A 24,365-nucleotide genomic window follows, 5' to 3' on the forward strand; every position below is an offset into this window, starting at 1 on the left:
TCAGAGGATGGAGCCCGGCGTGTACGCGGCGGCCTCGGGGTGCTGCTTGGCGATGTCCTCGATGCGGGAGATCAGCGCCGTGACCTGGTCGCCCGCGGCACCGGTGAAGGAGAGCTTGTCGGCCATCAGCGCGTCGAGCTGGGCGCGGTCCAGCGGGATCCGGTCGTCGGCGGCCAGCTTGTCGAGCAGCTCATTGCGCTCGGCGCCCTGCTCGCGCATGGCCAGGGCCGAGGCGACGGCGTTCTCCTTGATCGCCTCGTGGGCCACCTCACGGCCGACACCCGCACGCACCGCGCCCATCAGGACCTTGGTCGTAGCGAGGAACGGGAGGTAGCGATCCAGCTCACGGGCGACGACGGCGGGGAACGCCCCGAACTCGTCGAGGACCGTCAGGAAGGTCTCCAGCAGGCCGTCGAACGCGAAGAACGCGTCCGGCAGCGCCACCCGGCGGACCACGGAGCAGGACACGTCGCCCTCGTTCCACTGGTCGCCCGCCAGCTCGCCGGTCATCGACGCGTAGCCGCGCAGGATCACCATCAGGCCGTTGACGCGCTCGCAGGACCGGGTGTTCATCTTGTGCGGCATCGCGGACGAGCCGACCTGACCCGGCTTGAAGCCCTCGGTCACCAGCTCGTGCCCGGCCATCAGACGGATCGTCTTGGCGACCGAGGACGGGGCCGCGGCCAGCTGGACCAGCGCGGTCACCACGTCGTAGTCGAGCGAGCGCGGGTAGACCTGGCCGACCGAGGTGAACGCCTGGGCGAAGCCGAGGTGCGCGGCGATGCGCTGTTCGAGGTCCGCGAGCTTGCCGGCGTCGCCGCCCAGCAGATCGAGCATGTCCTGCGCCGTGCCGACGGGGCCCTTGATGCCCCGCAGCGGGTAGCGGCCGAGCAGGTCCTCAAGCCGTCCGTACGCAACCAGGAGCTCGTCGGCCGCGGTCGCGAACCGCTTGCCGAGCGTGGTCGCCTGCGCGGCGACGTTGTGGGAGCGACCGGCCATGACCAGCTCGCGGTACTCGCCCGCCAGCTTTCCGAGCCTGGCCAGGACCGCCACAGTACGGTCGCGCATCAGCTCCAGGGAGAGGCGGATCTGCAGCTGCTCGACGTTCTCCGTGAGGTCCCGGGACGTCATGCCCTTGTGGACCTGCTCGTGACCGGCGAGGGCGTTGAACTCCTCGATCCGGGCCTTGACGTCATGCCGGGTGACCTTCTCGCGCTCGGCGATCGAGGCCAGGTCGACCTGGTCGATGACACGTTCGTAATCGGCGAGCGCGGCGTCCGGTACCTCGATCCCGAGGTCCTTCTGAGCGCGCAGCACCGCCAGCCACAGCTGGCGTTCCAGCTTCACCTTCTGCTCGGGGGACCAGAGGACGGCCAGCTCCGTGGAGGCGTAGCGGCCGGCCAGGACATTGGGGATGCGAGGCTTCGCAGACACAGCAGTCACGTGTCCAGATTCTACTGGCGGTTTGTGCAGGCCAGCGCCGCGGTCCGGTTTGTGGGTTGCTACGAGAGCGGAGCCGAGTCGACCCGGCGCCAGGTCGCCACGGGACCGGGGTCGCGGGCGTCCTCCGGGGTGACCCAGAACGCCCTGCCCAGTTCGGAGCTGTACTGGGCGCCGCTCCGGCCGTCGCCGGAGGAGCGGCCGGTCAGGCGGCGGCCGATCCAGGGAATCAGATGCTCGCGGCCGAAGCGGAGGTCTTCGATGCGCCGCCTGGCCCACCTGGGCGGAACGGAGGCCGGCAGCGGTGTGCGCCAGTCGTTCTCCGGCGGCAGACCCAGCGTCTGCCAGACCGCCTCGGCGACCCGCGAGTGCCCGTCGGCCGTCAGGTGCAGCCGGTCGACGTCCCACAACCGGGGATCGCCCAGCGTCGGTGCCCCGTACAGATCGACGACCACCGCTCCGTGCCGGGCCGCCAGGTCGTCGATCAGGGCGAACAGCTCCTCCATCCGCGGACGGAAGCGCTCCATCACCGGACCGTTGCGCCCCGGGCTTCGCATGAGCACAAGCGTTCCGCACGAGGGCGCGAGACGCTCCACGGCCTCTTCGAGCCGTCCGCGGACCATGCCCATGTCGCACTTCGGCCGCAGCGTGTCATTGAGCCCGCCGACGAGTGTGACGACATCCGCACGCATGGCGGCGGCCACATCGACCTGCTCGTCGACGATCTGGCCGATCAGCTTGCCCCGTACGGCGAGATTCGCGTAGCGGAATCCCGGAGTGCGGGTGGCGAGCCGGCCGGCGAGCACATCGGCCCAGCCGCGGTACGAACCGTCGGGCAGCAGGTCCGACATGCCCTCGGTGAACGAGTCGCCGACCGCGACAAGACTGTTGTAGGAGGCATTTGTTTCCATGGCGAAGCGATCGTATCGCGGCCGGTCCGGCCCCTTCCGGAGCCCGTGTCCGTACAAGGGCCGGACCATGGATCCAGGAGTGGCGGGGGCCGCGGCCGGAAATCCGTACCGCGGCCCCCGCTCAGGTCAGCGCGTTTTCGGGCGCCCCACCAGCTCGCGGAGCACGTCCTCCATGGTGACCATTCCGGCCAGCCTGTCGTCCTCGTCGAGAACCGCCGCCAGATGCGTACGGCTGCGCCGCAGCGCGGTCAGGACATCGTCGAGCGGTGTGCTCGCCCGGACCCGGGCGATCGGGCGCATCGCCGTCACCGGGAAGGGCACATCGCGCGGGGTGGCATCGAGTGCGTCCTTCACATGGAGGTAGCCCAGGATCCGTTCTTCGCTGTCCATCACCGGGAAGCGCGAGAAGCCCGTCTCGTACGAGAGCCGCTCCAGCTGCTCCGGCGTGGTTCCGACCTTGGCGTACACGACCCGGTCCACCGGCATCACCACATCGCGCACCGGGCGACGGCCCAGTTCCAGGGCATGTCGCAGGCGCTCGGCCGAGCGGTCGTCGACCAGCCCGGCGTCGCCCGCGTCCGTCACCAGCCGGGCCAGTTCGTCGTCGGAGAACGTGGCGGACACCTCGTCCTTCGTCTCGACCCGAAGGATCTTGAGCAGCGCGTTGGCGAAGGCGTTGATCGCGAAGATCACCGGACGCAGCGCCCTGGCGAGGGCGACCAGCGGCGGCCCGAGCAGCAGCGCGGCGCGAACGGGCTCGGCCAGAGCGATGTTCTTCGGCACCATTTCGCCGAGGAGCATGTGCAGATACGTCGCCACGGACAGCGCGATCACGAACGAGATCGGATGGATCAGCCCGTGCGGCACGCCCACCGCATCGAAGACCGGCTCCAGCAGATGTGCGAAAGCCGGCTCGGCGACGATACCGAGCACCAGCGTGCAGAGGGTGATGCCGAGCTGCGCCGCCGCGAGCAGCGCCGATACGTGTTCGAGGCCCCAGATGACGCTCCGCGCCCGCCGGTTCCCGGCCTCGGCCTCGGGTTCGATCTGACTGCGGCGTACGGAGATCAGCGCGAACTCCGCCCCGACGAAGAAGGCGTTGACGACCAGGGTCATCAGTCCGATGAAGAGCTGGACGGCGATCATCGTGCGTTCTCCGTCCGCTCGTCGTCGCCGGGCAGCGGCGCGTGCAGCAGGGCCCGCGCGGCACGCCGTCCGGACGCGTCGACCACATCGATCCGCCAGCCCGCCAGCTCGACCGTGTCACCCACGGCGGGGATGCGGCCGACCTCGGTGGCGATGAGGCCGGCGAGTGTCTCGTACGGTCCGTCCGGCACCCGCAGTCCGATCGTCTTCAGCTGGTCGAGGCGGGCGGCGCCGTCGGCCGACCACAGGGTCCGCCCGTCGGCGTCCTCGCCGGCCGGTGCGAGGTCAGCGGTCTCGTGCGGGTCGTGCTCGTCGCGCACCTCACCGACCACTTCCTCGACGATGTCCTCCAGCGTCACGACCCCGGCCGTGCCGCCGTACTCGTCGATGACGACGGCCATGGCCAACTTGCCGGACAACCGGTCCAGGAGCCGGTCCACGGTGAGAGTCTCGGGTACGAGCAGGGGTTCGCGCAGCATCTCCGACACGCGGGTGTGGGGCCGCTGCTCGGCGGGGATGGCCAGCACGTCCTTGATGTGTGCCACACCGACGACGGTGTCCAGGCTGCCGAGGTAGACGGGGAAACGGGACAGGCCCGTCGCCCGGGTGGCGTTCGCGACGTCCTCGGCGGTCGCCTGCGCCTCCAGCGCGGTGACCTGGACCCGGGGGGTCATCACGTTCTCCGCTGTCAGTTCGGCCAGATTCAGCGTGCGGACGAACAGCTCCGCCGTGTCGGCCTCCAGCGCACCTTGCTTGGCGCTGTGCCGGGCCAGCGCCGCCAGCTCCTGCGGGCTGCGGGCGGAGGCCAGCTCCTCGGCCGGTTCCAGGCCGATGCGGCGCACGATCCGGTTGGCGGTGTTGTTGAGGTGGCTGATGAAGGGCCGGAAGACGGCGGTGAACGCCCGCTGCGGGGTGGCCACGGCCTTCGCGACGGCGAGCGGGGAGGAGATCGCCCAGTTCTTCGGGACCAGTTCACCGACGATCATCAGGAACACGGTGGACAGCGCCGTCCCGAGGACGAGGGCCACGGAGGACGCCACGCTCGGGGAGAGGCCCACCGCTTCCACGGGACCGCGGATCAGTTTCGCGATGGACGGTTCGGAGAGCATGCCGACCACCAGGTTGGTGACGGTGATGCCGAGCTGAGCGCCGGAGAGCTGGAAGGTGAGGCTGCGTACGGCCTTCATGGCGCTCGCCGCGCCCCGCTCGCCCCGCTCGACGGCGCGTTCGAGCTGTCCGCGCTCGACCGTCGTCAGAGAGAACTCGGCCGCGACGAAGGCGCCGCAGGCCAGCGAGAGCAGTACCGCCACGAGCAGCAGAAGCACTTCGGTCATCGGTTCACCTCCGTCCCATGATCGGGCAGGGACAGGAGGATCGCTCGGTGCCGGCGATGTCGACTACTGGGAGGCTCGCCCATGGGCGGACGCTCACACCTTTCGGAAGGATCGGACAGGAGGAGAACCATAGTAAAGGATCGGCAAAGCCGACCGATCTGTCAGTGATCCTCTCAGTCCGTGAGCGGCTTCACCCAGCGCCGCCAGTGGTCCTCGCGGTGGTATCCACCCGCGGCCCAGGTGTGGTGCGCCCGTTCGTTGGCTTCCAGGACCATGGCGTCGACCCGTCGCCCGCCCAGGGCGAGGAATCGCTGCTCCGCCGCTTCCAGCAGCGCGGTGGCGATCCCCTGTCGGCGGGATCCGGGGTGTACGGCCAGCCGGTAGACGGAGCATCGCCAGCCGTCGAAGCCGGCTATGACGGTTCCCACGAGACGGCCGTCCCGGTCCGCCAGCAACAGGGCTTCGGGGTCTGTCGAAATGAGCCGGGCCACACCGTCGTGGTCGTCGCTGATGCTCGTGCCCTCTGCGGCCTCGCGCCAGAACCGCAGCACGGTGTCGACGTCTGTGAGGCCGGCGGGGCGTATGTGGAGATCACTCATGGACCGAGCCAAGCAGAGCGTTGATCCGCTCGGCCAACGATTTCGGCATCGGACCCCGGCTCAGTAGGCGGAGTTGACGTTGTCGATGGATCCGTAGCGGTCGGCGGCGTAGTTGGCGGCCGCGGTGATGTTGGCGACGGGGTCGGTGAGGCTGTTGGCGGTGCCGTTGACGTGGTAGGCGTCGAAGGTGGGCTGGATGACCTGGAGCAGGCCCTTGGAGGGGGTGCCCTTCTGGGCGTTGACGTCCCAGCCGTTCTGGGCGTTGGGGTTGCCGCTGGACTCGCGCATGATGTTGCGGTGCAGGCCTTCGTAGGTGCCGGGGATGCCCTTGGCCTTCATGATGGCGAGGGATTCCTTGATCCAGCCGTCGAGGTTGTCGGCGTGGCCGCTGCCGGTCCGGGAGTCGCCGGCGGCGGGGGCGGTGGGCTGCTTGGTCTCCGCGGCGTGTGCGGAGGTGGAGGTGAGGCTGAGGGCGGCTGCCGCGGCGGCGGTGGTGGCCAGTGCGGTGAGGGACAGGGTGCGCAGGCGGGCGGTGCGGGCGGTGCGGTTCTGGGTGTGCGTGGTCATGCGGAAGGGACTCTCCTGTGGTGTGGGGTGTGCCGTCCGGTGTCGGTGGCGGCGGGTGGGGCGGTGCCCCGGGGGTGGTCCGGATGGTTGTCCGTCCGGACCGGTCGCGTTGTCCGGCGACGGGATCCATGGTTAGCGGCGGCCGGGACGGGGGTCAATGATGTGACGTACTACCCCAATACGGAGTAATGTCCGAAATGGGCCGTTCTGGACCGTTTCTATGCCGCTGGGACGGGCTCCGCCTCTACTATCCGGCCTAGGATGTGACGTGGCCCCTATGGGTGGCATCACATCCACAGAGCCGTTTCGGGGGCTTCGGCGGGCGTCCGGGGCGGGGGTTCTGTGCGCGGTGGCCCGTATGCGCAGAGCCGGTGTACTCCTCTTGCCGGTGCTAGCGGATGCGCGCTAGCGTGTTGGTGTGCCCAAGACTCAGCTGAACGTGAGAGTGGACGAGGCAACCGCCGAGGCCGCGCGACAGCGCGCGCTGCAGAGGGGGATGAGCGTGAATCGCTACATAGAAGAACTCGTGCGGCAGGACGCGGGCGAGGTCGGACACACCTTCGTCGAGGCCGCGGCCGACTTCATGAAGCAGTACGAGTCGGTGTTCGCCGAAGAGTTCGGCCCGGAGTGCAAAGGCACGCGTTGAACCTCCAGATCGACCTTTCCTGGCTGCTCATGGTGGCCGAGCACAAGACCCCCGGTGATCCGCAGGTGGTCGACTGGGGCGCGCTCGTGGCCGCCGTGGCCCGCCACGAGGCCGAGATCTTCGGCAGCCCCGTCTACAGCGACCCGCATTCCCGGGCTGCCGCGCTCCTGCAGTTGCTGCTCCATGTCCCCGCGCTCGAACACTCCAACGCGATGTTCTCCTCGGCCGTCGCGTACGGCTATCTCGTCGCCTCCGGACTCAAGGTCATCACCTCGCCCGAGCAGGTGCGCGACTTGGCCCGGCTGGTGAAGGAGGGCAAGGCGGACGTCCGGGCCATCGCCGACGAACTCCGCCAGTGGAGCCTGTGACGACCTCGGCAGCGTGACAGCGGACCGACGCGCACTCCGACGCATCGGCCCCGCTCCACGCCGGGCCTGCGCATCGGCCCGGCCCGGCGCCGGGGGCGGCCGATACGTCGGCTCAGCACGTCACGTCAGCTCAGCACGCCCGTCCGGCGCGCCACACCCAGCACGCAGGTCGACGTGGGCAGCCGGATCCCGCACTCAGGCATCCTGACCCTGCGGTACGTCTCCACAACGAATCCGGCCCTCTCGATGGCGGCCAGGGTGTCGCGCCCCGTATGACACCCGCCCGTCAGCAGCGGCCAGAACGTACGGTCCAGCACCCGCTGCGCGGCCGCCATGGCCCGGTCATCGGCCCGCACATGCTCGAAGAAGCGCAGCTCACCACCGGGCCGCAGCACCCGCACGATCTCCGCGAGCGAGCGCTCCACATTCCGGACGCTGCACAGCACCAGCGAGGCGACGGCCCCGTCGAACGCCTCGCTCTTCACCGGCAGCGCCTCCGCCGCGCCCGGCACCACATCCACCGGGAGTCCGGCACGCAGCGCCGACCGCACCGCGAGCCGCCGCAGGCTGCGCTCGGGTTCGATGGCCACCACCTCCGACACCGAGGGCGGGTAGTGCGCGAAATTCAGGCCATTGCCCGCACCTATCTCGATGACCCGCCCGGACAGGCCGGCCAACAGGTCCGAGCGCACCGCGGCCAGCCCCGCCCTGGTCTCCGCGACCACGCTCATCCGGGCGTAGAGCCGGGCGAAGACGGGGTGGTGGACCGCATCCTCCGGGATTCTCGTGGTGCGCAGACGCATGACGGACCTCCTCGACCGGGCGCTCCGGCAGAAAGTACGGCTACTTTGATTCTCCCCCGTCCGGCGCGGCTCATCCGCTCATCCGGCCGGCCTATTCCCGCCCAGCTCTGACGCGAGCCAACTCCGGGCCCGCGCACGGAAGTCGGCGGGCTCCAGTGCCCCCGCACCGGCCGGCACCGCACCCAGCAGCGGGGCACCCGCCACCACGGGAAGGTCCGCCAGATTGCAGCGCGCCGCCAGGTCCGGCTCGGCGGGCATGCTACCCACCACCACACCGAGACACCCCAGCCCCCGGGCCCGCAGCGCCTCCGCGGTCAGCGCCGTGGTGTTGAGCGTGCCCAGACCGGCGGGCGTCACCACCAGCACCGGCGCGTCCAGCAGCCGGGCGGCATCGGCCAGGGTCGAGCCCTCGTCGTCGAACCGTACGAGCAGACCGCCCGCACCCTCGATCAGCACCAGGTCGTGCTCGGTCGCCAGCTTCTGCGCCGCTTCGGCGATCTCGTACGGCCGCACCGGCGGGAGAGCCGCCCTGCGGGCGGCCGTGGCGGGCGCCAACGGCTCGGGAAACCGGGCCAGTTCGAGCGCGGTGACATGGCCGCCCGCCAGCCGCGCCACCTCGGCGGCATCACCGGCCTCGCCGGGGGCCAGTCCCGTCTGCGCCGGCTTGAGCACCGCGACGCGGAGGTCCGAGCGCGCCGCCGCCACGGCCGCGGTCACGATCGTCTTGCCGATCTCCGTACCCGTACCCGTCACTACCAGAACCGTCATCTCAGCCCTCTCGCGCAGCCGCGCACACGGCGCGGCAGATCCGTGCCACGTCCTCGTCACCGGTCACATACGGCGGCATCGTGTAGACGAGGTCGCGGAACGGCCGCAGCCACACCCCTTCCCGTACCGCCGCCCTGGTCGCGGCCGCCATGTCCACCTCGTGATCGAGCTGTACGACACCGATCGCGCCCAGCACCCGGACATCCCGCACCCCGGGCAGCTCCGACGCCGGAGCGAGACCTTCCCGGAGCCCCGCACCGATCCGCTTCACCTCCCTCTCCCAGTCCTGGCCGAGCAGCAGATCGACGGAGGCACACGCCACCGCGGCGGCGAGCGGATTGCCCATGAACGTCGGTCCGTGCGCGAGCACCGGCACCTCGCCGCTGGAGATGCCCTGTGCCACCCGGGAGGTGCACAGCGTCGCCGCCATCGTCAGATAGCCGCCGGTCAGCGCCTTGCCCACACACATGACATCGGGGGAGACGCCCGCATGCCCTGCTGCGAACAGTTCTCCGGTACGGCCGAAGCCCGTGGCGATCTCGTCGAACACCAGCAGCACCTCGTGCTCGTCGCACGCCTCGCGCAGCACCCGCAGATACGCGGGGGAGTGGAACCGCATCCCGCCCGCGCCCTGCACCACCGGCTCCACGATCACCGCGGCCAGCCGGTCGGCGTGCTCGGCGATCAGCTCCCGCAGATGCCGTACGTAAGCGGCGTCCGGCTCCGCGTCGAAACCGGCGGGGGGCTCGTCGGCGAAGACCTGGCGGGGCAGCACCCCCGACCACAGCTCGTGCATGCCGCCCTCGGGGTCGCACACCGACATCGGCTGCCAGGTGTCCCCGTGATAGCCGCCGCGCCAGGTCAGCAGCCGCTGCTTGGCGGGCCGCCCGGCCGAGCGCCAGTACTGCAGACACATCTTGACCGCGACCTCGACGGCGACCGACCCCGAGTCGGAGAGGAAGACATGCCGCAGCGGCTCCGGGGTGATCTCGACCAGCCGGGTGGCCAGCCGCACGGCGGGCTCATGGGTGAGCCCGCCGAACATCACATGGCTCATCCGTCCCAGCTGATCGCGAGCCGCCTCGTTGAGCACCGGATGGTTGTAGCCGTGCACCGCCGACCACCACGACGACATGCCGTCGACCAACTCGCTTTGGCCGTGGGCCGGTTCGGCCAGCTTCAGCCGTACCCCGGACGCGGACTCCACGACCAGCGGCTCCTGTCGGCCCGGCATCGGGCCGTACGGATGCCAGACATGGGCCCGGTCCAGGGAGCGCAGCTCGGCCGGGGAGAGGGCCTCAGGCATTGGGGGCGAGATCCGTTCCCGCGCCGCGACGGCGGACCGACACCAGGTCCGTGCGGGCGGCCGGCACCTCAGGGGGCTCGGGCGCGGCCTCCTCGGGCGCGTCACCGCACGGGGCGCAGCCGCCGTCGTGCGAACCACAGCCGCCGGACTCCGCACGGTGCGCGGGCAGCGTCGTCGTGCCCGCTCCCTCCACCTCGAAACCGGCGTCCGCGATCATGTCCAGATCCGCCTGCCCCGCCTGCCCCTCGCTGGTCAGGTAGTCGCCCAGGAAGATCGAGTTGACCAGGTGCAGGGCCAGCGGCTGCATCGAGCGCAGATGCACCTCACGCCCGCCCGCGAGCCGTACCTCCACATCCGGGCAGACGAACCGGACCATCGCCAGAATCCGCAGACAGCGCTGCGGGGTGAGGTTCCACTCCTTGGCCAGCGGCGTTCCCTCGAACGGGATCAGGAAGTTCACCGGCACCGAGTCCGGGTCCAGTTCGCGCAGCGAGAAGACGACATCGACCAGATCGGCGTCGCTCTCACCCATACCGGCGATCAGCCCGGAGCACGCCGAGAGCCCGGCGGCCTGCGCCTGGTGCACCGTCTCCACCCGGTCCGCATAGGTGTGTGTGGTGGTGATGTCCCCGTACGTCCCCTCGGACGTGTTGAGGTTGTGGTTGTACGCGTCGGCCCCCGCCGACCGCAGCCGGTCGGCCTGCCCGTCGGAGAGCAGACCGAGGCAGGCGCACACCTCGACGCCCTCGTTCTGTTCCTTGATCGCCTCGATGGTCTCCGACACCCGGTCGACATCGCGGTCCGTCGGACCACGGCCGCTCGCCACCAGACATACCCGCTTGGCCCCGCCCGCCACCCCGGCGGCGGCGGCCTTCGACGCCTCGTCCGGTTTCAGCCAGGTGTACTTCAGGATCTCGGCCTTGGAACCGAGCCGCTGCGAGCAGTAGGAGCAGTCCTCGGGGCAGAGACCGGACTTGAGGTTGACCAGATAGTTCAGCTTCACGCGCCGCCCGAACCACTGGCGGCGCACCTTTCCGGCCGCGGCCACCACTTCGAGCAGATCGTCGTCGGAGGTCGCCAGTACGGCGAGGGCTTCTTCGCGGGTCGGCAGCTCGCGCCGCAGCCCCTTGTCCGCCAGCGTGTTCAGGAGGTCCATGGTCAAGATCCTGGCCTACCGCACGGCCCTCAGCCAAGGAGGAACCGGACAACAGAGGCCGCCGAGGGTGTGTGTATTGCCACACCATGACCTGTTGCAAGCGCGGTTAGGGTCTGTGAGCTGCCTACAAAAGGGACCGCTCATGCCCTTCGACCCGTTCGACTGGATCGATGCCGAGGCGCGCCGCCGCGCGGACGCCGGACTCGTCCGTACCCTGCGCCCCCGGCCCGCCGTGTCCGGACTCCTGGACCTGGCGAGCAATGACTATCTGGGCCTGACACGACACCCCGACGTCATCGCCGCCTCGGTCCGGGCCGCACGCGAGTGGGGTGCGGGTGCGACCGGATCCCGACTGGTCACCGGCTCCACGGCGCTGCATGCCGAACTTGAGAGCGAACTGGCCGAATTCTGCGGTTTCGAAGCGGCCCTGGTGCTGTCGTCCGGCTACGCGGCCAACCTGGCGGCCGTCACGGCGCTCACCGGTCATGGCTCGCTGATCGTCTCCGACGCGGGCAACCACGCCTCGATCGTGGACGGTTGCCGACTCTCCCGGGCCGGGACCGCCATCGTTCCGCACGCCGATCCCGAGGCGGTGCGCAAGGCCCTTCAGGCACACGAAGGCCGGGCGCTGGCCGTCACCGACTCGGTCTTCTCGGTCGACGGCGACGCGGCACCGCTGCCCGAACTGGCCGATGTCTGCCGGGCCGGGGGCGCCGCCCTGCTCGTCGACGACGCACACGGCCTGGGCGTGCTGGGGGACGGCGGCCGAGGAGCGCTCGCCGCCGCCGGCCTCGCGGGCGACGGGGGCATCGTCACCACGCTCACCCTCTCCAAGTCCCTCGGCAGTCAGGGCGGAGCGGTCCTGGGGCCGGCCCGGGTCATCGAACACCTCGTCAACACGGCCCGAACGTTCATCTTCGACACCGGTCTCGCGCCGGCCGCGGCGGGCGCCGCACTGGGAAGCCTGCGGCTGCTGCGCCGCGAACCGGAGCGGGCCGGGCGGGCCCGCGCGGTCGCCGCGGCGCTGTACGAGCAGCTCACCGGGGCCGGTCTGGCCGCCGTACGGCCGGACGCGGCCGTGGTCTCGGTGCGTGCCCCCTCGGCGGACGCGGCGGTGCGCTGGGCGGCCGACTGCCGTGCCGCCGGCATCGTGGTGGGCTGCTTCCGGCCCCCGTCCGTGCCGGACGGGGTGTCCCGGCTGCGGCTGACCGCGCGGGCCGATCTCACCGAGGAGCAGATCGCCACCGCGGTGTCGGTGGTGGCGCGGACCGCCCCTGTCAGCTGAGCGGACTCCGGCGCAGGCCGGAGACGAACGAGGTCCAGGCCGCCGCGGAGAACCGCAACGGCGGCCTGGACACATCCTTGGAGTCCCGAACGGCCAGCCGCCCGTCACCGAACGGCGCGGCCTCCACACAGTTGTTCATACCCGTGCTGCGGCTGCTGCGCCGCCAACGTAAGTCGTGCTGTGCGAGGCAATCCGACATGAGGCCCCCTCGGGCGGTCCGGGGTCACCGACCGTCGCGGTCGATCGCGGCGATCAGATCCAACGAGTGCTCCGGCGACAGCGCGTGAGCCTGCATGGTGCGGAAGGCCGAGCTGTACGCCTCAAGGTCTTCTTTCCGCTCCAGGTAGAGGCTACTCGTCAAATGGTCGAGAACGACCACATCCAGATCAGAAGTGTTCGGAAATGAGAAGATAACGAAAGGACCGGTGAGGCCGGCATAGCCGCCCATCGAGAACGGCAGCAACTGGAGTTGCACATGGGGCAGTTGGGCCACCCGGGCCAGATGGCGCAGCTGCTCCCGCATCACCCGGCACCCGCCGACCTGGCGCCGCAGCACCGCCTCGTCGAGCACCGCGCTCAGCCGCAGCGGCGGATCGGTCCGCAGTACCCCCTGCCTGGCCAGCCGCACCTCCACCAGTGAGTCCAGCTGACCGGCCGGCAGCCCGTCCAGCGACGCCCGGGTCACCGCACGCGCGTAGTCGGCCGTCTGCAACAGCCCCGGCACCACCGAGGTCTCCAGCGTGCGTGCGGTCCGGGCCTGGGACTCCAGACTGATGAAATCGCGGTACTGGGGCGGGATCAGGCCGCGATAGGCGTGCCACCACCCGCTGCCGCCACCGCCCGCCGAACCCGCCAGCGCGGCCAGGAGATCCCGTAACTGGGTGTCGTCCACGCCGTACGTGTCCAGCAGCCGGGTCACATCGGCCGGTTGCACCCCGCTCACCCCGGTCTCGATCCGGCTCACCTTCGACTGGTGCCAGCCGAGCATCCGCGCCGCGTCCCGACTGGTCAGTCCCGACGCGTGGCGCAGACTCCGGAGCTCCTCCCCGAGCTTGCGGCGTCGAACCGCAGGGCCGTTCTGCATCCGCGGCCTCCCTCCCTCTTCTGCCGAGCGGACAGTGTGCCGCCCACATACGGTCTTGCGTGGCAGGGTTCACCGCTTCGAGCGACAGATATATGCATATCTTGGTGGATCGCCGTCACAGAGGGCAGCATCGGTGGCAATCTGGCGCGAAGCACAACCTGTACCGATCGCGGGTCGGTACAGGTGGGAAAGGGACGGCTCGCCATGGCAGACCATCAGGAAGCAAACGTCACCCTGCCGAGCCTGCCGGTCTCGGTCTCGGCAGCCCGCAGGTACGTGGCCCGGGTGCTCACCGAATGGGGCCTGGCCACCGACACCGATTTCGCCGACAGCATCCAGCTCATCGTCTCGGAGCTCGCGACCAACGCCGTCCAGCACACCTTCGGGCAGTCGCCCACGTTCACGGTGGACCTCCGGCTGGAGCGCGAGGAGGAGCTGTACCTCGGGGTGACGGACAGTCACCCCCGCTGGCCCCGGCGACTTCCCGCCGCCGTCCAGCAGGACAACGGACGCGGCATGGTGATCATCCGCTGTCTGGCCAAGGAGTGCGGGGGCCGGCTCACCGTCACCCCCACTGCCGACGGCGGCAAGACGGTATGGATCGCGCTCCCGTGGAGCATCCCCGTGCAGAGCTGACCGACGCGCTCACCCGGCCTCGCCGCCAGGCCGCTGCGCCGCCCCCGCCCGCCCGAACCCACTGCGCAACAGGGCCTGGAGCGTCGCCGCGGCTGCGCTCGCCCGGTCACCGCGGTGCACCACCGAGATCGTCCGCCGGAAGGAAGCGGGATCCAGCCGCCGCACCGACAGCGGCGTCGGCGACATCGCGGCGACCATCTCCGGAACGACCGCCATCCCGATGCCCGCACTGACCAGCGCGCACACCAGCGCATAGCCGGGCGACTCGCAGACCACGGCGGGCGTCGCCCCGGCCTCGGCCAGCGCCTGCTCGACCCCGCGGCGCGGTGGATGCGTGGGCGCGCTGCTGATCAGCGGTCGCCCCGCCAGTTCCGTCACCGGCAGCCTCCCGCTGCCCTCGGAGAGCATCTGCCCGACCGCCGTGATCAGGACCAGCTCCTCGACCAGCAGCGGTTCGGCGAAGACCCCGGCGGGCCAGGGCGTCGCGGCGGCCGGTTCGTACACATGCGTCAGTGCCAGGTCGACCTCGCCCGCGGCAACCGCGGCGACCCCCTGGGGCGGCTCGTACTCGGTGACCGCCAGCTCCACATCCGGGTGGGCGCGCCGGAAGGCGCTCAGCACCGGCGGCAGCAGATGTATCCCCGCCGTGGTGAACGTGCCGACCCGCAGACGCCCGCCGGAGAGCCCGGAGAGGCGGGTCAGCTCATGGCGGGCCTGGCCCATCTCGTCGAGGATGCGCCGGGCGCGCCCGGCCAGCAGCTCGCCCGCAGCCGTGAGCCGGGCCCCGCGGTGGTGACGTACCAACAGCGCCGCACCCGCCTCCCGCTCCAGTTTGGCGAGCTGCTGGGAGAGGGCCGGAGCGGTGTAGCCCAGCCGTGCGGCGGCCCGGGTGATCGATCCGGCCTCCGCGACCGCCACCAGGGCGGCCAGCCGTGTCGGGTCGTACATTAAGCGTTCCTTTTGGCAGACCCAGAAGATTCCAAGTACACGCTAAAGGCTCCGCAGGGTCAGGGTGGACCCATGGACGCACAACTGATCGCCTTCATCGGGGTCGCCGCAGGAATGGTCGCGCTGCCCGGCGCCGACTTCACCGTCGTCGTACGCAACGCGCTCGCCTCCCGCGGTGCGGGCGTGGCCAGCGCGCTGGGCGTGGCCGGGGGACTGCTGGTGCACACCGCCCTGGCCGTCGCCGGGCTCGCCGCGGTGCTGGTGGCGGTCCCCGCACTCCTGCGCACCGTCCAGCTGCTCGGCGGGGCCTATGTCCTCTACCTCGGCATCAGTGCCCTGCGCGCGGCACGGCGCGACACCCCGGACGGGGAAGGCACCGAGGACCGGAATGCGGACCCGGGGCACGTACGCGCACTGCGGCAGGGCTTTCTGACCAACGCGCTCAATCCCAAGGCGCCGGTCCTCTTCCTGAGCCTGCTGCCGCAGTTCGTCCCCGACGGGGAGCCGCCGCTGCCCAGGACCCTGCTGCTCGCGGCGATCGTCGTCGCACTGGCGCTGGTCTGGTTCCCCGCCGTGGCGCTCCTCGTGGACCGGCTGGGCCGGTGGCTGCGCCGGCCGCGTACCGCGCGCGCCATCGAGGGCGGCAGCGGCGCGGCGCTCACCGCGCTGGGCCTGGTGCTGGTGACCGGTCCGCTGCCGCACTGAGCGGGGGCGGGCCACCGGGCCCGTCCGGCGGCCCCGGACCGCCGGACGGGCGGTGTCTCAGCGGACCCGGCCGTAGTAGACGCTCTTGGTCCAGATCTTTTCCAGCCGCACCACGGAGCCGGTCCTCGGCGAGTGCCAGATCTTGCCCTTACCGGCGTAGATCCCCACGTGGTAGACGCTGCGGCCGTAGTGGAAGAACACCAGATCGCCGCGCTGCCGGTGCGAGGCCGAGACATGGCGGGTCCGGTTGTACTGCTGCTGGGCCGTGCGGGGGAGCTTCTTGCCGGCCTTCTTGAACGAATAGAGCGTCAGCCCCGAGCAGTCGAAGCGGTTGGGGCCGGTGGCCCCCCACCTGTAGGGCGATCCCTTCTTCGACGCCGCGATGTTGAGCGCCTTCATCGACAGCGTCGCCGCCTGGGCGTTTGTCGTGGCGCCCGGGGCGAACATGGTGCCGCCGACGGCGGCGAGCGTGAGAACCGAGGCCGTACCGGCCCGGACGAGCAGAGACGGGACATGAACCTGCGCAGTCATGCGCAACCCTTCGTCAGCCGCCTGTGAAGGATGACCTGTCGGGTTCGGGCTGGCGAAGTTGCCCGGCCGCGTGCGGCGGCTTCACCCCGAGGGTCGACCGGTGTTCAGGTCGACCCGTTGTGCTCGGGTCCTCCACTCCTGCCGATCCACTTCTGTCGACCAGGCATCCGGGCGGCGGCAGGACTCGGCGTCCGCCCGGACCGCCCCGCCGCGGTGGCGGGGGCTTGTCGTCCCAGGGATCTTGACTCACCGACTGCCGGATTTCCGAGCTGAAACAGGGATATGTGAGGCTCCTCACGACTGATCCGTTCGGGTGGACATGATGATTTCTGAGGCTCCGCCGGTGATTCGGACCAGGTTCGTACCTGGGGCGGAAGGGCGGATTCCGTTCACTGTTCACGCGGAAAACGCAAGTTGAGCGATCCCTCCTGAGGGGGACTTCCTACGCCGAACGAGCGAGAATTTTCGGTGGACCCGTCGGGCGTGTCGGGTACGGGAGTTGGGTGACGGTCGCCGGACCCCGGGCCATGGGGAGTTGGCCGGAGTCCGCCGGCCGCCCGGGCTGCGGAAGTCGGTCAACTCGGCGGAGCGGGGGGTACGGTGACGCGCCCGGCCCGTCGTTCCCCGTCCAGCACCCGCAGCGCACGGGCGAGCGTGGCCGCGTGGACCCGCGCCTCGCCGCGCTCGTGCATCAACGCGAGGGCGTCCCGCAGTGCGCGTGACCGCGCGACGAGGGCCTGGGCGGCGCGCAGCGCGCCGTAGGTGTCGCTGCCGCGGGCCGGGTTGATCCGGCCGACCTGGTCGAGGACTTCGAGGTAGCGGTCGATGAACTCCCCCTCGGCGCGGGTCAGTGCGGGCAGCGGTGGGAACTCCGGTGGTCGCATCGGGTGTTCACCTCGCGCCGTGCGACGGCAGAGCGGCGTTCCGGTTCTCCAGGACGTGGTCCACCAGCCCGTACGCCCTGGCGCCCGCCGCGTCGAGGATGAGGTCGCGTTCGGTGTCCTCGGTGATCTGCTCCTCGGTGCGGCCCGTGTGACGGGCCAACAGGGAAGTGAGCATCGTGCGGACCCGTTCCAGTTCCCGCGCCTCGATCTCCAGGTCGGAGGGCCGGCCCTGCACCGGCTCGGTGAGTTCGGGCTGCCGTACGACGACCCTCGCGCCGGGCAGTGCGTACCGCCTGCCGGGAGTGCCCGCGGCGAGCAGTGCGGAGGCACAGGAGCCGGCCTGGCCGAGGCAGTACGTCTCCACCCCGCAGCTGAGGTACTGCATCGTGTCGTAGATCGCGGACATGGCCCCGAACGAGCCGCCGGGCGAGTTGATGTAGAGCGACACCGGCCGGTCCGGTGCGTCGTGCTCCAGGTACATGAGCTGCGCGATCAGGTCGCCTGCCGCGGTGTCGTCGACCGGGGTGCCGAGGAAGACGATCCGTTCGGCGAGCAGCTTGGAGTACGGGTCGAGGGTGCGGGTTCCACTGGTCGTGCGCTCGGTGAACTCGGGCAGCACATGACGGGCGGTGGGGCGGAACAGCATGGCGATGCCTCTCCTGCGGGGTCTGCACGGGGGTCTGCACAAGCTTCCGTAAAAAATGTACAGGACGTACAGAAGGTTATGATGGGGAGCATGGCCTACGAGATTCCGGTGACGCAAGCCCGAGCTGAGCTCGCCGAACTGATCAACCGCGTTGTCTACGGCGGCGAGCGCGTGGTCGTGACGCGGCACGGCAAGCCGTTGGTGGCGCTCGTCTCGGCCGCTGACCTGGAGCGACTGGAGAAGGAGGAGGCGGCCGTCGAGGAACAGGTGATCAGCTCGGTCTCCTCGATCGGCTCCTCGGTGTCCGCTCCCGGCGAACGGCGGCGCTTCGGTATCGCGGCGGAGCACCGGGAGCACGGCAAGCCGGGCAACTGACCCCCGCCCGACGGCCCGCGACGCGGAGAAGCCGTGTACCCCCGTCCGCTGCGACGGGGGTACACGGCGTGTCCGAGCAGGAGGTCAGCCCGCCAGGGCCGGTCCCCGGGTGCGCGCGGGAGGCGCGACCGGGGGCTCGGTGCGGCGTCGGCCTCCGATGAACACGGCACCTGGTCCGAGCGCCGCCCGCAGTGCGGGGGTGAGCAGCGGGCCGCCCGCGTCATTGCCGTCGAAGAACGCGACCGAGCGCAGCATCGGGCCGCCCGCACCCGGCGGCATCAGCTGACCGATCGCCCCGACCGGCCCGGGGAGCAGCTCGGGTGCGCTGGTGACGCCCGGGAAGGGGTTGCCGAGCAACACCATCAGCACGGCGCCGACGCCGACGCCGGGCGGGCCGATGAGCGCGGCGAGTCCCGCGACCGTCCCGCCGAGGGCCGGCACGGTGAGCCCCAGCGTCCCGGCCTCCGCCCACCGGTTGCCGGTGATCACGCCGAGCCGGTCGGCCGTGAGCGCCGTCGCGCCGAGCCCGGTCGTCGCGGCCACCCCGGTCGGGGTCAGCGTGGCCGGGCCGGCGCGCAGCCGCAGCAGGGTGACCGCCGAGCCCGAAAGCACGCCGGCGATCGCCGGCGGATGGAAGCTCGCGTCGAGGACGCTGCCGCGCGGATCCGGGCCGGGCGCCGCCACCACGTCCGTGACCTGTATCCGGGCACCTTCGGGGGCCTGTGCGGTGATCGCCTCGCGCAGCAACTGCGCGACGGCCGGGCTCGCCGCGGACGCGGTCAGGAGCCGGGCGCCCTGCGGGAAGGTCACGACGGCGCCGTACACGGACCGGTTCTCGACCGCGTGGCGGGCCTCGCTTTCGGAGGCGTAACGGTGCACCTCGAAGGCGCCGTCGCGCTGTTCGAGCCGCTGCTGGAGCCGGTCGGCGGCGGGGGCGGAGCCGACGACCCCGACGGGCAGGTCGTGGGGAGAGGTCCGGGCCGCAGGCCCTGCGAAGGCTCAGAGGGTGAGCATCACCACCAGGGGGATCAGCAGGATGACCGCCACCATGCGGCGGTTCCGGGTCGCGGGCACGAAGGGCCTCGATCCAAAGAGAAGGATCGTTCGTCACCAGCATTCGCCGGGCCTTCTGGGAAGCCGCGAACCCCACGCCGCCGCCGGCTCCGGACGTGCTGCTGGGCCGAGTGCTGCGCGGGTTGTTCCCGGGGGAGGTGTGCGGTCTGGACGGGCGGCAGTTCGCCTCGCTGATCGTGCAGGTGTGGTCCGGGCCCCTGCGCAATGAGCACCTGGCCGCCACTCTCGAAGACGGATACGGCGCCGTGCGGGTCGTCTGGACGGACGTGGCCGAGGGCCACCGGGAGGCGGGGAACCTGCGGGCGGACGTACCCGCGGACCATGTGGCGCGGACGATGACGGCCACGCAGGGGTTCTTCCAGATGGCGCTCTTCGGTGACCGGTCCCGAGGTGCTGGAGAACGGCATGCGCGGCCTGATGGCCATGGGCCGGCCGGAGACCGGCTGACGCGCGGGAATTTACCCGCCGGAATCGACGTGCCGGAAATGTCGCGCCGGAGTTAACGCGCCGGAAAAACTCCGGTCCTAATGTGCAGCGTCTCGCGCGAGTCAGCGGTTCGCTGTTCACCGGCCGTGTTGGGCACGGCCGGTGCCTCGCCGCGCCCAGGGACGGTACTGGGCACCGGACTGTGAGGTGGAAGCATGCGACTGACCCCGCAGGAGCAGGAACGCCTGCTCATCCATGTCGCCGCCGATGTGGCGCGACAGCGCCGGGCGCGCGGACTGCGGCTCAACCACCCCGAGGCGATCGCGCTGATCACCGTGCACCTGCTGGAGGGTGCCCGCGACGGCCGTACGGTCTCCGAGCTGATGGCGTCGGGCCGTATGGTGCTCGGCCGCGACGACGTCCTGGACGGGGTGCCCGAGATGATCCACGACGTCCAGGTCGAGGCCACCTTCCCGGACGGCACCAAGCTCGTCACCGTCCACGACCCGATCGTCTGACGGGAGGAGCCACCGATGATTCCCGGCGAGATCCTGTACGCGGACGGGCTCGTGCCGTTCAACGAGGGACGCCCCGTCACCCGCCTCACCGTGCTCAACGCCGCCGACCGGCCCGTCCAGGTCGGCTCGCACTACCACTTCGCCGAGGCCAACCCCGGCCTGGACTTCGACCGTTCGGCCGCCCGCGGACTGCGGCTGAACATCGCCGCCGGGACCGCCGTGCGCTTCGAGCCCGGCATCCCGATCGACATCGAACTCGTCCCGCTCGCCGGACGGCGCACCGTCCCCGGTCTGCGCGGCGAGACCGGAGGTGCCCTCGATGGCTGAACTGGAACGTGCCGTGTACGCCGACCTGTTCGGCCCCACGATCGGTGACCGCATCCGGCTGGCCGACACCGATCTGCTCGTCGAGATCGAGGAGGACCGTTCGGGCGGCCCCGGACTCGCCGGTGACGAGGCCGTGTTCGGTGGCGGCAAGGTCATCCGCGAGTCGATGGGACAGGCCCGCACCACCCGCGCCGAGGGTGCCCCGGACACCGTCGTCACCGGCGCGGTGATCATCGACCACTGGGGCGTCGTCAAGGCGGACGTCGGCATCCGCGACGGGCGCATCACCGGGATCGGCAAGGCCGGAAACCCGGACACCATGGACGGCGTCCACCCCGACCTGGTCATCGGCCCCGAGACCGAGATCATCGCGGGCAACGGCAAGTTCCTCACGGCCGGAGCCATCGACGCTCATGTCCACTTCATCTCGCCGACCCTGATCGACCAGGCACTCTCCTCCGGGATCACCACCCTGGTCGGCGGCGGCACCGGACCGGCCGAAGGCACCAAGGCCACCACCATCACCCCGGGGCCGTGGCACCTCGCCCGGATGTTCGCGGCGCTGGACACGTACCCCGTCAACATCGGTCTGCTCGGCAAGGGCAACACCATGTCGCGCCAGGCCATGCACTCCCAACTCCGCGCCGGCGCACTCGGATTCAAGATCCACGAGGACTGGGGCGCCACCCCCGCCGTCATCGACGCCTGCCTGGGCGTCTGCGAGGAGACGGGCGCCCAGCTCGCCATCCACACCGACACCCTCAACGAGGCTGGATTCGTCGCCGACACCCTCGCCGCCATCGCCGGGCGCTCCATCCACGCCTACCACACCGAAGGCGCCGGCGGCGGGCACGCACCCGACATCATCGGTGTCGTCTCCGAGCCGTACGTCCTGCCCAGCTCCACCAACCCGACCCGGCCGCACACCGTCAACACCATCGAGGAACACCTCGACATGCTGATGGTCTGCCATCACCTCAACCCGGCCGTGCCGGAGGATCTGGCCTTCGCGGAATCCCGGATCCGGCCGTCCACCATCGCGGCCGAGGACATCCTCCACGACCTCGGGGCCATCTCGATCATCTCGTCCGACTCCCAGGCGATGGGCCGCATCGGCGAGGTCGTCCTGCGCACCTGGCAGACCGCCCATGTGATGAAGAGGCGCCGCGGCGCGCTGCCCGGCGACGGACGGGCCGACAACCGACGAGTACGTCGCTATGTCGCCAAATACACCATCAATCCGGCGGTCGCCCAGGGGCTCGACCGGGAGATCGGCTCGGTGGAGCAGGGCAAGCTCGCCGACCTGGTGCTGTGGGAGCCGGCTTTCTTCGGCGTCAAGCCGCAGACCGTGATCAAGGGCGGCCAGATCGCCTACGCGCAGATGGGCGACGCCAACGCCTCCATCCCGACCCCGCAACCGGTGCTGCCCCGCCCGATGTTCGGCGCGGTGGGTCGTTCACCGGAGGCCAACTCCTTCAACTTCGTCGCCGATGCCGCAATCCGGGACGGGCTGCCGGAGCGCCTCGGTCTCGGCAAGCGGTTCGTGCCGATCAGCAGCACGCGCGGTGTCACCAAGGCGGACATGCGGGAGAACGACGCGCTTCCGGACGTCCGGGTCGACCCCGACAGTTTCGCCGTGACGATCGACGGCGAGCCGGTCGAACCGGCACCGGCCGCCGAACTGCCCATGGCCCAACGCTACTTCCTCTTCTGATGCGGAACGCACCACGCTCGCGGCGGGGCGTGCGATGAGCCGCGCGGCCCTGCTCGTCCTCGCCGACGGCCGGTTCCCCGCCGGTGGCCATGCTCACTCCGGCGGCGCCGAACCGGCCGTGAAGGCGGGCCGGATCCGTAACGCCGAGGACCTCACCGATTTCTGCCGGGGCCGTCTGCACACCACCGGACTCACGGCTGCCGCACTCGCCGCGGCGGCCGCCCATGGCCACGACCCGCTCGCGCTCGACGAGGCCGCCGACGCCCGCACCCCGTCACCCGCCCTGCGCGCCGTCGCCCGCAGGCTCGGCCGGCAGCTGATGCGGGCGGCCCGAGCCACCTGGCCGAGCCCCGAACTCGACGCGCTCGCCGCGGCCCGGCCGCGCGGCGCCCACCAGCCCGTCGTTCTCGGCCTCACCGCACGCTCGGCGGGTCTCGGCCCCGAGGACGCCGCGCACTGCGTCGCCTACGAAACCGTCGGTGGACCCGCTGCCGCCGTCGTCCGACTGCTCTCCCTCGACCCCTTCGAGGCCACCGCCGTCCTCGCCCGCCTCGCACCGGAAGTCGACCGGATCGCCGCACTGGCCGCCGCGGCGGCGCACGGAACCATCCACGCGCTGCCCGCAGCCTCGGCACCCCTGCTCGACATCACCGCCGAGGCACACGCGGCCCGGCCGGTCCGTCTGTTCGCCTCATGACCCCGCACGAACCAGGAGCCGCATCCATGCATCTCGACCACGACCGACACGGCCCCGCCGCCGTGAGCGCCGACGCCGCCCGCCCCGACGGAACCCGCCGCGCCCTGCGCATCGGACTCGGCGGACCGGTCGGCTCCGGCAAGACCGCGACCGTCGCCGCCCTCTGCCGGGCCCTGCGCGACCGGCTCTCCATCGCGGTGGTCACCAACGACATCTACACCCGCGAGGACGCCGCCTTCCTGCTCCGTGAGGCCGTCCTGCCGCCCGAGCGCATCCAGGCCGTCGAGACCGGCGCCTGCCCGCACACCGCGATCCGCGACGACATCTCCGCCAACCTCGAAGCCGTCGAGGACCTGGAGGACACCGCAGGCCCGCTCGATCTGATCCTGGTCGAATCCGGCGGCGACAACCTCACCGCCACCTTCTCCAAGGGCCTCGTCGACGCGCAGATCTTCGTCATCGACGTGGCGGGCGGCGACGACATCCCGCGCAAGGGCGGCCCCGGCGTCACCACTTCGGACCTGCTCGTCATCAACAAGACCGATCTCGCCCCCCATGTCGGCTCCGATCTCGGCCGGATGGCCGAAGACGCGGCGCAGCAGCGCGGCCCGCTCCCCGTGGCCTTCACCTCGCTCACCTCCGAGGAGGGCGTCGGGCCGGTCGCCGACTGGGTGCGCGGGCAGCTCGCCGCCTGGACCGCATGAGCGTCCGAGCCACCGCCCGGATCACCGCGGCCCTCGACGGCCGGGGCACCACCTCGCTGCCCGTGCTGGAGGGCGACGGGCCGCTCGCCCCGCGCCGTACCCGGACCACGCCCGGGTCCGGTGCCCGGGTCACCGTCGTCGGCGCCATGAGCGCACCGCTCGGCGGGGACCGGCTCACCGTCGTGACGCACGTCGGCGAGGGCGCCCGGCTCACCGTCGACTCGGCGGCGGCGACCGTGGCCCTTCCGGGCGAAGTGCGCGAACCCGCCACTTACGGGATCGAGTTGAGCGTCGGGGAGCGGGCCGAGCTGCGTTGGCTGCCGGAACAGCTCGTCTCCGCGCACGGCAGCGCTCTGCACATGACCACCCGGGTCCGGCTCGCCCCCACCGCACGCCTGGTGCTCCGCGAGGAACAGATCCTGGGCCGCCACGCCGAGACCACCGGCACCCTCATCAGCCGCCTCACCGTGCACCGCGCGGGCCGTCCGCTCATCGACCAGCAGCTGGCCTACGGGCCGGGCGCCCCCGGCGGCTGGGACGGTGCGGCGGTGCTGGGAGGCCGCCGGGCCGTGGGGCAACTCCTCGTAGTGGAACCGGCGTTCGACGAGAAATGCCCCGAAGCGCGAGTGCTGGGGGACACCGCTGTGCTCACCCCGCTCGCCGGCCCGGCCGTGCTGGTCACCGCCCTCGCCCCCGATGCGCGCCGGCTGCGCGGTGTGCTGGACGAGGCGATGAACGATCTGCTCGACGCCCGCGCAGGGTGAACC

The 24,365-nt window shown here is 71.1% G+C and carries 29 protein-coding genes, 1 pseudogene and 1 riboswitch; of the genes and pseudogenes, 13 read left to right on the forward strand and 17 right to left on the reverse strand.

All coding sequences use genetic code 11. The annotated features are described in order from the left end of the window. The 6 genes from purB to ACFVH0_RS09975 form a co-directional block, all read right to left on the reverse strand. Positions 1 to 1,443, reverse strand: a complete 1,443-nt coding sequence (gene purB / locus ACFVH0_RS09950) for an adenylosuccinate lyase (protein ID WP_385819088.1) — start codon at positions 1,441 to 1,443, stop codon at positions 1 to 3. 59 nt (positions 1,444 to 1,502) lie between these two features. Continuing rightward, positions 1,503 to 2,351 carry an SGNH/GDSL hydrolase family protein gene (locus ACFVH0_RS09955; RefSeq protein WP_385819089.1) on the reverse strand — a complete coding sequence of 283 codons (849 nt, stop codon included), beginning with the start codon at positions 2,349 to 2,351 and terminating at the stop codon, positions 1,503 to 1,505. A gap of 126 nt (positions 2,352 to 2,477) precedes the next feature. Further along, complete coding sequence (locus ACFVH0_RS09960) at positions 2,478 to 3,497, reverse strand: hemolysin family protein (RefSeq protein WP_385819090.1); 1,020 nt, start codon at positions 3,495 to 3,497, stop codon at positions 2,478 to 2,480. Then, positions 3,494 to 4,831 (reverse strand): hemolysin family protein, encoded by a 1,338-nt coding sequence (locus ACFVH0_RS09965; RefSeq protein WP_385819091.1) that lies wholly within the window; start codon positions 4,829 to 4,831, stop codon positions 3,494 to 3,496. Before ACFVH0_RS09965 ends, ACFVH0_RS09960 begins: the two co-directional genes overlap by 4 nt. A 173-nt stretch (positions 4,832 to 5,004) precedes the next feature. Beyond that, positions 5,005 to 5,430, reverse strand: a complete 426-nt coding sequence (locus ACFVH0_RS09970; RefSeq protein ID WP_385819092.1) for a GNAT family N-acetyltransferase — start codon at positions 5,428 to 5,430, stop codon at positions 5,005 to 5,007. Positions 5,431 to 5,490: 60 nt separating this feature from the next. Continuing rightward, complete coding sequence (locus ACFVH0_RS09975; RefSeq protein ID WP_385819093.1) at positions 5,491 to 5,997, reverse strand: transglycosylase SLT domain-containing protein; 507 nt, start codon at positions 5,995 to 5,997, stop codon at positions 5,491 to 5,493. A 418-nt stretch (positions 5,998 to 6,415) separates the two neighbouring features. Here ACFVH0_RS09975 and ACFVH0_RS09980 point away from each other — a divergent pair, with 418 nt between their 5' ends. Together ACFVH0_RS09980 and ACFVH0_RS09985 are read left to right on the forward strand one after the other, a co-directional pair. After that, positions 6,416 to 6,643: an antitoxin gene (locus ACFVH0_RS09980; RefSeq protein ID WP_385819094.1), complete on the forward strand. Its 228-nt coding sequence runs from the start codon at positions 6,416 to 6,418 to the stop codon at positions 6,641 to 6,643. After that, the gene (locus ACFVH0_RS09985) at positions 6,640 to 7,011 is read left to right on the forward strand and encodes a fic family toxin-antitoxin system, toxin component (RefSeq protein ID WP_093551070.1); all 372 of its coding nucleotides are present in this window, start codon (positions 6,640 to 6,642) and stop codon (positions 7,009 to 7,011) included. Before ACFVH0_RS09980 ends, ACFVH0_RS09985 begins: the two co-directional genes overlap by 4 nt. A gap of 125 nt (positions 7,012 to 7,136) precedes the next feature. Here the strand turns inward: ACFVH0_RS09985 and ACFVH0_RS09990 are convergent, their stop codons facing one another. The 4 genes from ACFVH0_RS09990 to bioB all read right to left on the reverse strand — a co-directional run bounded on the left by ACFVH0_RS09990 (position 7,137) and on the right by bioB (position 11,044). After that, the gene (locus ACFVH0_RS09990; RefSeq protein ID WP_385819095.1) at positions 7,137 to 7,814 is read right to left on the reverse strand and encodes a class I SAM-dependent methyltransferase; all 678 of its coding nucleotides are present in this window, start codon (positions 7,812 to 7,814) and stop codon (positions 7,137 to 7,139) included. Positions 7,815 to 7,892: 78 nt separating this feature from the next. Next, positions 7,893 to 8,582, reverse strand: a complete 690-nt coding sequence (bioD, locus tag ACFVH0_RS09995; RefSeq protein ID WP_385819096.1) for a dethiobiotin synthase — start codon at positions 8,580 to 8,582, stop codon at positions 7,893 to 7,895. Position 8,583: 1 nt separating this feature from the next. Further along, complete coding sequence (locus tag ACFVH0_RS10000; RefSeq protein ID WP_385819097.1) at positions 8,584 to 9,888, reverse strand: adenosylmethionine--8-amino-7-oxononanoate transaminase; 1,305 nt, start codon at positions 9,886 to 9,888, stop codon at positions 8,584 to 8,586. Then, entirely contained in the window at positions 9,881 to 11,044 is a 1,164-nt protein-coding gene (bioB, locus tag ACFVH0_RS10005; RefSeq protein WP_385819098.1) for a biotin synthase BioB, read from the reverse strand. The genes ACFVH0_RS10000 and bioB overlap by 8 nt, the downstream gene beginning before the upstream one ends. A gap of 142 nt (positions 11,045 to 11,186) precedes the next feature. Here bioB and ACFVH0_RS10010 point away from each other — a divergent pair, with 142 nt between their 5' ends. Then, a complete protein-coding gene (locus ACFVH0_RS10010; protein WP_385819099.1) occupies positions 11,187 to 12,329 on the forward strand; it encodes an 8-amino-7-oxononanoate synthase in 1,143 nt (380 codons plus the stop codon). Here the strand turns inward: ACFVH0_RS10010 and ACFVH0_RS10015 are convergent. Both ACFVH0_RS10015 and ACFVH0_RS10020 read right to left on the reverse strand, forming a co-directional pair. Further along, entirely contained in the window at positions 12,322 to 12,528 is a 207-nt protein-coding gene (locus tag ACFVH0_RS10015; protein WP_385819100.1) for a DUF397 domain-containing protein, read from the reverse strand. The two genes, ACFVH0_RS10010 and ACFVH0_RS10015, sit on opposite strands and share 8 nt — an antisense overlap. A 24-nt stretch (positions 12,529 to 12,552) precedes the next feature. After that, positions 12,553 to 13,413: a helix-turn-helix domain-containing protein gene (locus ACFVH0_RS10020; RefSeq protein WP_385819101.1), complete on the reverse strand. Its 861-nt coding sequence runs from the start codon at positions 13,411 to 13,413 to the stop codon at positions 12,553 to 12,555. A 204-nt stretch (positions 13,414 to 13,617) separates the two neighbouring features. On the opposite strand from ACFVH0_RS10020, the gene ACFVH0_RS10025 reads away from it, so the two are divergent. Next, positions 13,618 to 14,049 (forward strand): ATP-binding protein, encoded by a 432-nt coding sequence (locus ACFVH0_RS10025; RefSeq protein ID WP_385819102.1) that lies wholly within the window; start codon positions 13,618 to 13,620, stop codon positions 14,047 to 14,049. 9 nt (positions 14,050 to 14,058) lie between these two features. On the opposite strand, the gene ACFVH0_RS10030 is transcribed toward ACFVH0_RS10025, so the two are convergent. Beyond that, a complete protein-coding gene (locus ACFVH0_RS10030; RefSeq protein WP_385819103.1) occupies positions 14,059 to 14,997 on the reverse strand; it encodes a LysR family transcriptional regulator in 939 nt (312 codons plus the stop codon). Between the two features lie 72 nt (positions 14,998 to 15,069). On the opposite strand from ACFVH0_RS10030, the gene ACFVH0_RS10035 reads away from it, so the two are divergent. Next, a complete protein-coding gene (locus ACFVH0_RS10035) occupies positions 15,070 to 15,702 on the forward strand; it encodes a LysE family translocator (RefSeq protein WP_385819104.1) in 633 nt (210 codons plus the stop codon). A 57-nt stretch (positions 15,703 to 15,759) separates the two neighbouring features. On the opposite strand, the gene ACFVH0_RS10040 is transcribed toward ACFVH0_RS10035, so the two are convergent. The 3 genes from ACFVH0_RS10040 to ACFVH0_RS10050 form a co-directional block, all read right to left on the reverse strand. After that, entirely contained in the window at positions 15,760 to 16,233 is a 474-nt protein-coding gene (locus ACFVH0_RS10040) for a C40 family peptidase (RefSeq protein WP_385819105.1), read from the reverse strand. Between the two features lie 3 nt (positions 16,234 to 16,236). Beyond that, positions 16,237 to 16,417: riboswitch (cyclic di-AMP (ydaO/yuaA leader) on the reverse strand. A gap of 391 nt (positions 16,418 to 16,808) precedes the next feature. Further along, on the reverse strand, positions 16,809 to 17,117 hold the full coding sequence (locus ACFVH0_RS10045; protein ID WP_385819106.1) for a hypothetical protein: 309 nt from the start codon (positions 17,115 to 17,117) through the stop codon (positions 16,809 to 16,811). A gap of 7 nt (positions 17,118 to 17,124) precedes the next feature. Further along, a complete protein-coding gene (locus tag ACFVH0_RS10050; protein ID WP_385819201.1) occupies positions 17,125 to 17,760 on the reverse strand; it encodes an ATP-dependent Clp protease proteolytic subunit in 636 nt (211 codons plus the stop codon). 93 nt (positions 17,761 to 17,853) lie between these two features. On the opposite strand from ACFVH0_RS10050, the gene ACFVH0_RS10055 reads away from it, so the two are divergent. After that, positions 17,854 to 18,138, forward strand: a complete 285-nt coding sequence (locus tag ACFVH0_RS10055) for a type II toxin-antitoxin system Phd/YefM family antitoxin (RefSeq protein ID WP_385819107.1) — start codon at positions 17,854 to 17,856, stop codon at positions 18,136 to 18,138. A gap of 84 nt (positions 18,139 to 18,222) precedes the next feature. Here the strand turns inward: ACFVH0_RS10055 and ACFVH0_RS10060 are convergent. Next, positions 18,223 to 19,212: pseudogene (locus tag ACFVH0_RS10060) on the reverse strand (ABC transporter permease). 95 nt (positions 19,213 to 19,307) lie between these two features. Here ACFVH0_RS10060 and ACFVH0_RS10065 point away from each other — a divergent pair. From ACFVH0_RS10065 to ACFVH0_RS10095, 7 genes are all read left to right on the forward strand, one after another. After that, entirely contained in the window at positions 19,308 to 19,715 is a 408-nt protein-coding gene (locus ACFVH0_RS10065; protein WP_385819108.1) for a hypothetical protein, read from the forward strand. Positions 19,716 to 19,853: 138 nt separating this feature from the next. Next, on the forward strand, positions 19,854 to 20,156 hold the full coding sequence (locus ACFVH0_RS10070; RefSeq protein ID WP_385819109.1) for an urease subunit gamma: 303 nt from the start codon (positions 19,854 to 19,856) through the stop codon (positions 20,154 to 20,156). A 15-nt stretch (positions 20,157 to 20,171) separates the two neighbouring features. Beyond that, positions 20,172 to 20,483 (forward strand): urease subunit beta, encoded by a 312-nt coding sequence (locus ACFVH0_RS10075; RefSeq protein ID WP_385819110.1) that lies wholly within the window; start codon positions 20,172 to 20,174, stop codon positions 20,481 to 20,483. Beyond that, positions 20,476 to 22,197 carry an urease subunit alpha gene (locus ACFVH0_RS10080; RefSeq protein WP_385819111.1) on the forward strand — a complete coding sequence of 574 codons (1,722 nt, stop codon included), beginning with the start codon at positions 20,476 to 20,478 and terminating at the stop codon, positions 22,195 to 22,197. Before ACFVH0_RS10075 ends, ACFVH0_RS10080 begins: the two co-directional genes overlap by 8 nt. A gap of 34 nt (positions 22,198 to 22,231) precedes the next feature. Continuing rightward, positions 22,232 to 22,894 (forward strand): urease accessory protein UreF, encoded by a 663-nt coding sequence (locus ACFVH0_RS10085; protein WP_385819112.1) that lies wholly within the window; start codon positions 22,232 to 22,234, stop codon positions 22,892 to 22,894. A 26-nt stretch (positions 22,895 to 22,920) separates the two neighbouring features. Beyond that, on the forward strand, positions 22,921 to 23,598 hold the full coding sequence (gene ureG / locus ACFVH0_RS10090) for an urease accessory protein UreG (RefSeq protein WP_385819113.1): 678 nt from the start codon (positions 22,921 to 22,923) through the stop codon (positions 23,596 to 23,598). Continuing rightward, complete coding sequence (locus ACFVH0_RS10095) at positions 23,595 to 24,362, forward strand: urease accessory protein UreD (RefSeq protein WP_385819114.1); 768 nt, start codon at positions 23,595 to 23,597, stop codon at positions 24,360 to 24,362. Before ureG ends, ACFVH0_RS10095 begins: the two co-directional genes overlap by 4 nt. The last annotated feature ends 3 nt before the right edge of the window (positions 24,363 to 24,365 follow it).

Origin of the sequence: Streptomyces sp. NPDC127117, from assembly GCF_042677325.1 — a bacterium.
In the GTDB taxonomy this organism is placed as follows: Bacteria; Actinomycetota; Actinomycetes; order Streptomycetales; family Streptomycetaceae; genus Streptomyces.

Bases quoted from the DNA above. Each gene is read 5' to 3' on its own strand.
- ACFVH0_RS10095 (WP_385819114.1), top strand. From the start codon at position 23,595: ATGAGCGTCCGAGCCACCGCCCGGATCACCGCGGCCCTCGACGGCCGG.
- ACFVH0_RS09975 (WP_385819093.1), bottom strand. From the start codon at position 5,997: ATGACCACGCACACCCAGAACCGCACCGCCCGCACCGCCCGCCTGCGC.
- ACFVH0_RS10000 (WP_385819097.1), bottom strand. From the start codon at position 9,888: ATGCCTGAGGCCCTCTCCCCGGCCGAGCTGCGCTCCCTGGACCGGGCC.
- ACFVH0_RS10055 (WP_385819107.1), top strand. From the start codon at position 17,854: ATGGCCTACGAGATTCCGGTGACGCAAGCCCGAGCTGAGCTCGCCGAA.
- ACFVH0_RS10020 (WP_385819101.1), bottom strand. From the start codon at position 13,413: ATGCAGAACGGCCCTGCGGTTCGACGCCGCAAGCTCGGGGAGGAGCTC.
- ACFVH0_RS10035 (WP_385819104.1), top strand. From the start codon at position 15,070: ATGGACGCACAACTGATCGCCTTCATCGGGGTCGCCGCAGGAATGGTC.
- ACFVH0_RS10085 (WP_385819112.1), top strand. From the start codon at position 22,232: ATGAGCCGCGCGGCCCTGCTCGTCCTCGCCGACGGCCGGTTCCCCGCC.
- bioB (WP_385819098.1), bottom strand. From the start codon at position 11,044: ATGGACCTCCTGAACACGCTGGCGGACAAGGGGCTGCGGCGCGAGCTG.
- ACFVH0_RS10045 (WP_385819106.1), bottom strand. From the start codon at position 17,117: ATGCGACCACCGGAGTTCCCACCGCTGCCCGCACTGACCCGCGCCGAG.
- ACFVH0_RS10080 (WP_385819111.1), top strand. From the start codon at position 20,476: ATGGCTGAACTGGAACGTGCCGTGTACGCCGACCTGTTCGGCCCCACG.
- ACFVH0_RS10040 (WP_385819105.1), bottom strand. From the start codon at position 16,233: ATGACTGCGCAGGTTCATGTCCCGTCTCTGCTCGTCCGGGCCGGTACG.
- ACFVH0_RS10070 (WP_385819109.1), top strand. From the start codon at position 19,854: ATGCGACTGACCCCGCAGGAGCAGGAACGCCTGCTCATCCATGTCGCC.
- ACFVH0_RS10030 (WP_385819103.1), bottom strand. From the start codon at position 14,997: ATGTACGACCCGACACGGCTGGCCGCCCTGGTGGCGGTCGCGGAGGCC.
- ACFVH0_RS09960 (WP_385819090.1), bottom strand. From the start codon at position 3,497: ATGATCGCCGTCCAGCTCTTCATCGGACTGATGACCCTGGTCGTCAAC.
- ACFVH0_RS09970 (WP_385819092.1), bottom strand. From the start codon at position 5,430: ATGAGTGATCTCCACATACGCCCCGCCGGCCTCACAGACGTCGACACC.
- bioD (WP_385819096.1), bottom strand. From the start codon at position 8,582: ATGACGGTTCTGGTAGTGACGGGTACGGGTACGGAGATCGGCAAGACG.
- ACFVH0_RS10010 (WP_385819099.1), top strand. From the start codon at position 11,187: ATGCCCTTCGACCCGTTCGACTGGATCGATGCCGAGGCGCGCCGCCGC.
- ACFVH0_RS09990 (WP_385819095.1), bottom strand. From the start codon at position 7,814: ATGCGTCTGCGCACCACGAGAATCCCGGAGGATGCGGTCCACCACCCC.
- ACFVH0_RS10025 (WP_385819102.1), top strand. From the start codon at position 13,618: ATGGCAGACCATCAGGAAGCAAACGTCACCCTGCCGAGCCTGCCGGTC.
- ACFVH0_RS09965 (WP_385819091.1), bottom strand. From the start codon at position 4,831: ATGACCGAAGTGCTTCTGCTGCTCGTGGCGGTACTGCTCTCGCTGGCC.
- ACFVH0_RS10075 (WP_385819110.1), top strand. From the start codon at position 20,172: ATGATTCCCGGCGAGATCCTGTACGCGGACGGGCTCGTGCCGTTCAAC.
- ACFVH0_RS09955 (WP_385819089.1), bottom strand. From the start codon at position 2,351: ATGGAAACAAATGCCTCCTACAACAGTCTTGTCGCGGTCGGCGACTCG.
- ACFVH0_RS10015 (WP_385819100.1), bottom strand. From the start codon at position 12,528: ATGTCGGATTGCCTCGCACAGCACGACTTACGTTGGCGGCGCAGCAGC.
- ureG (WP_385819113.1), top strand. From the start codon at position 22,921: ATGCATCTCGACCACGACCGACACGGCCCCGCCGCCGTGAGCGCCGAC.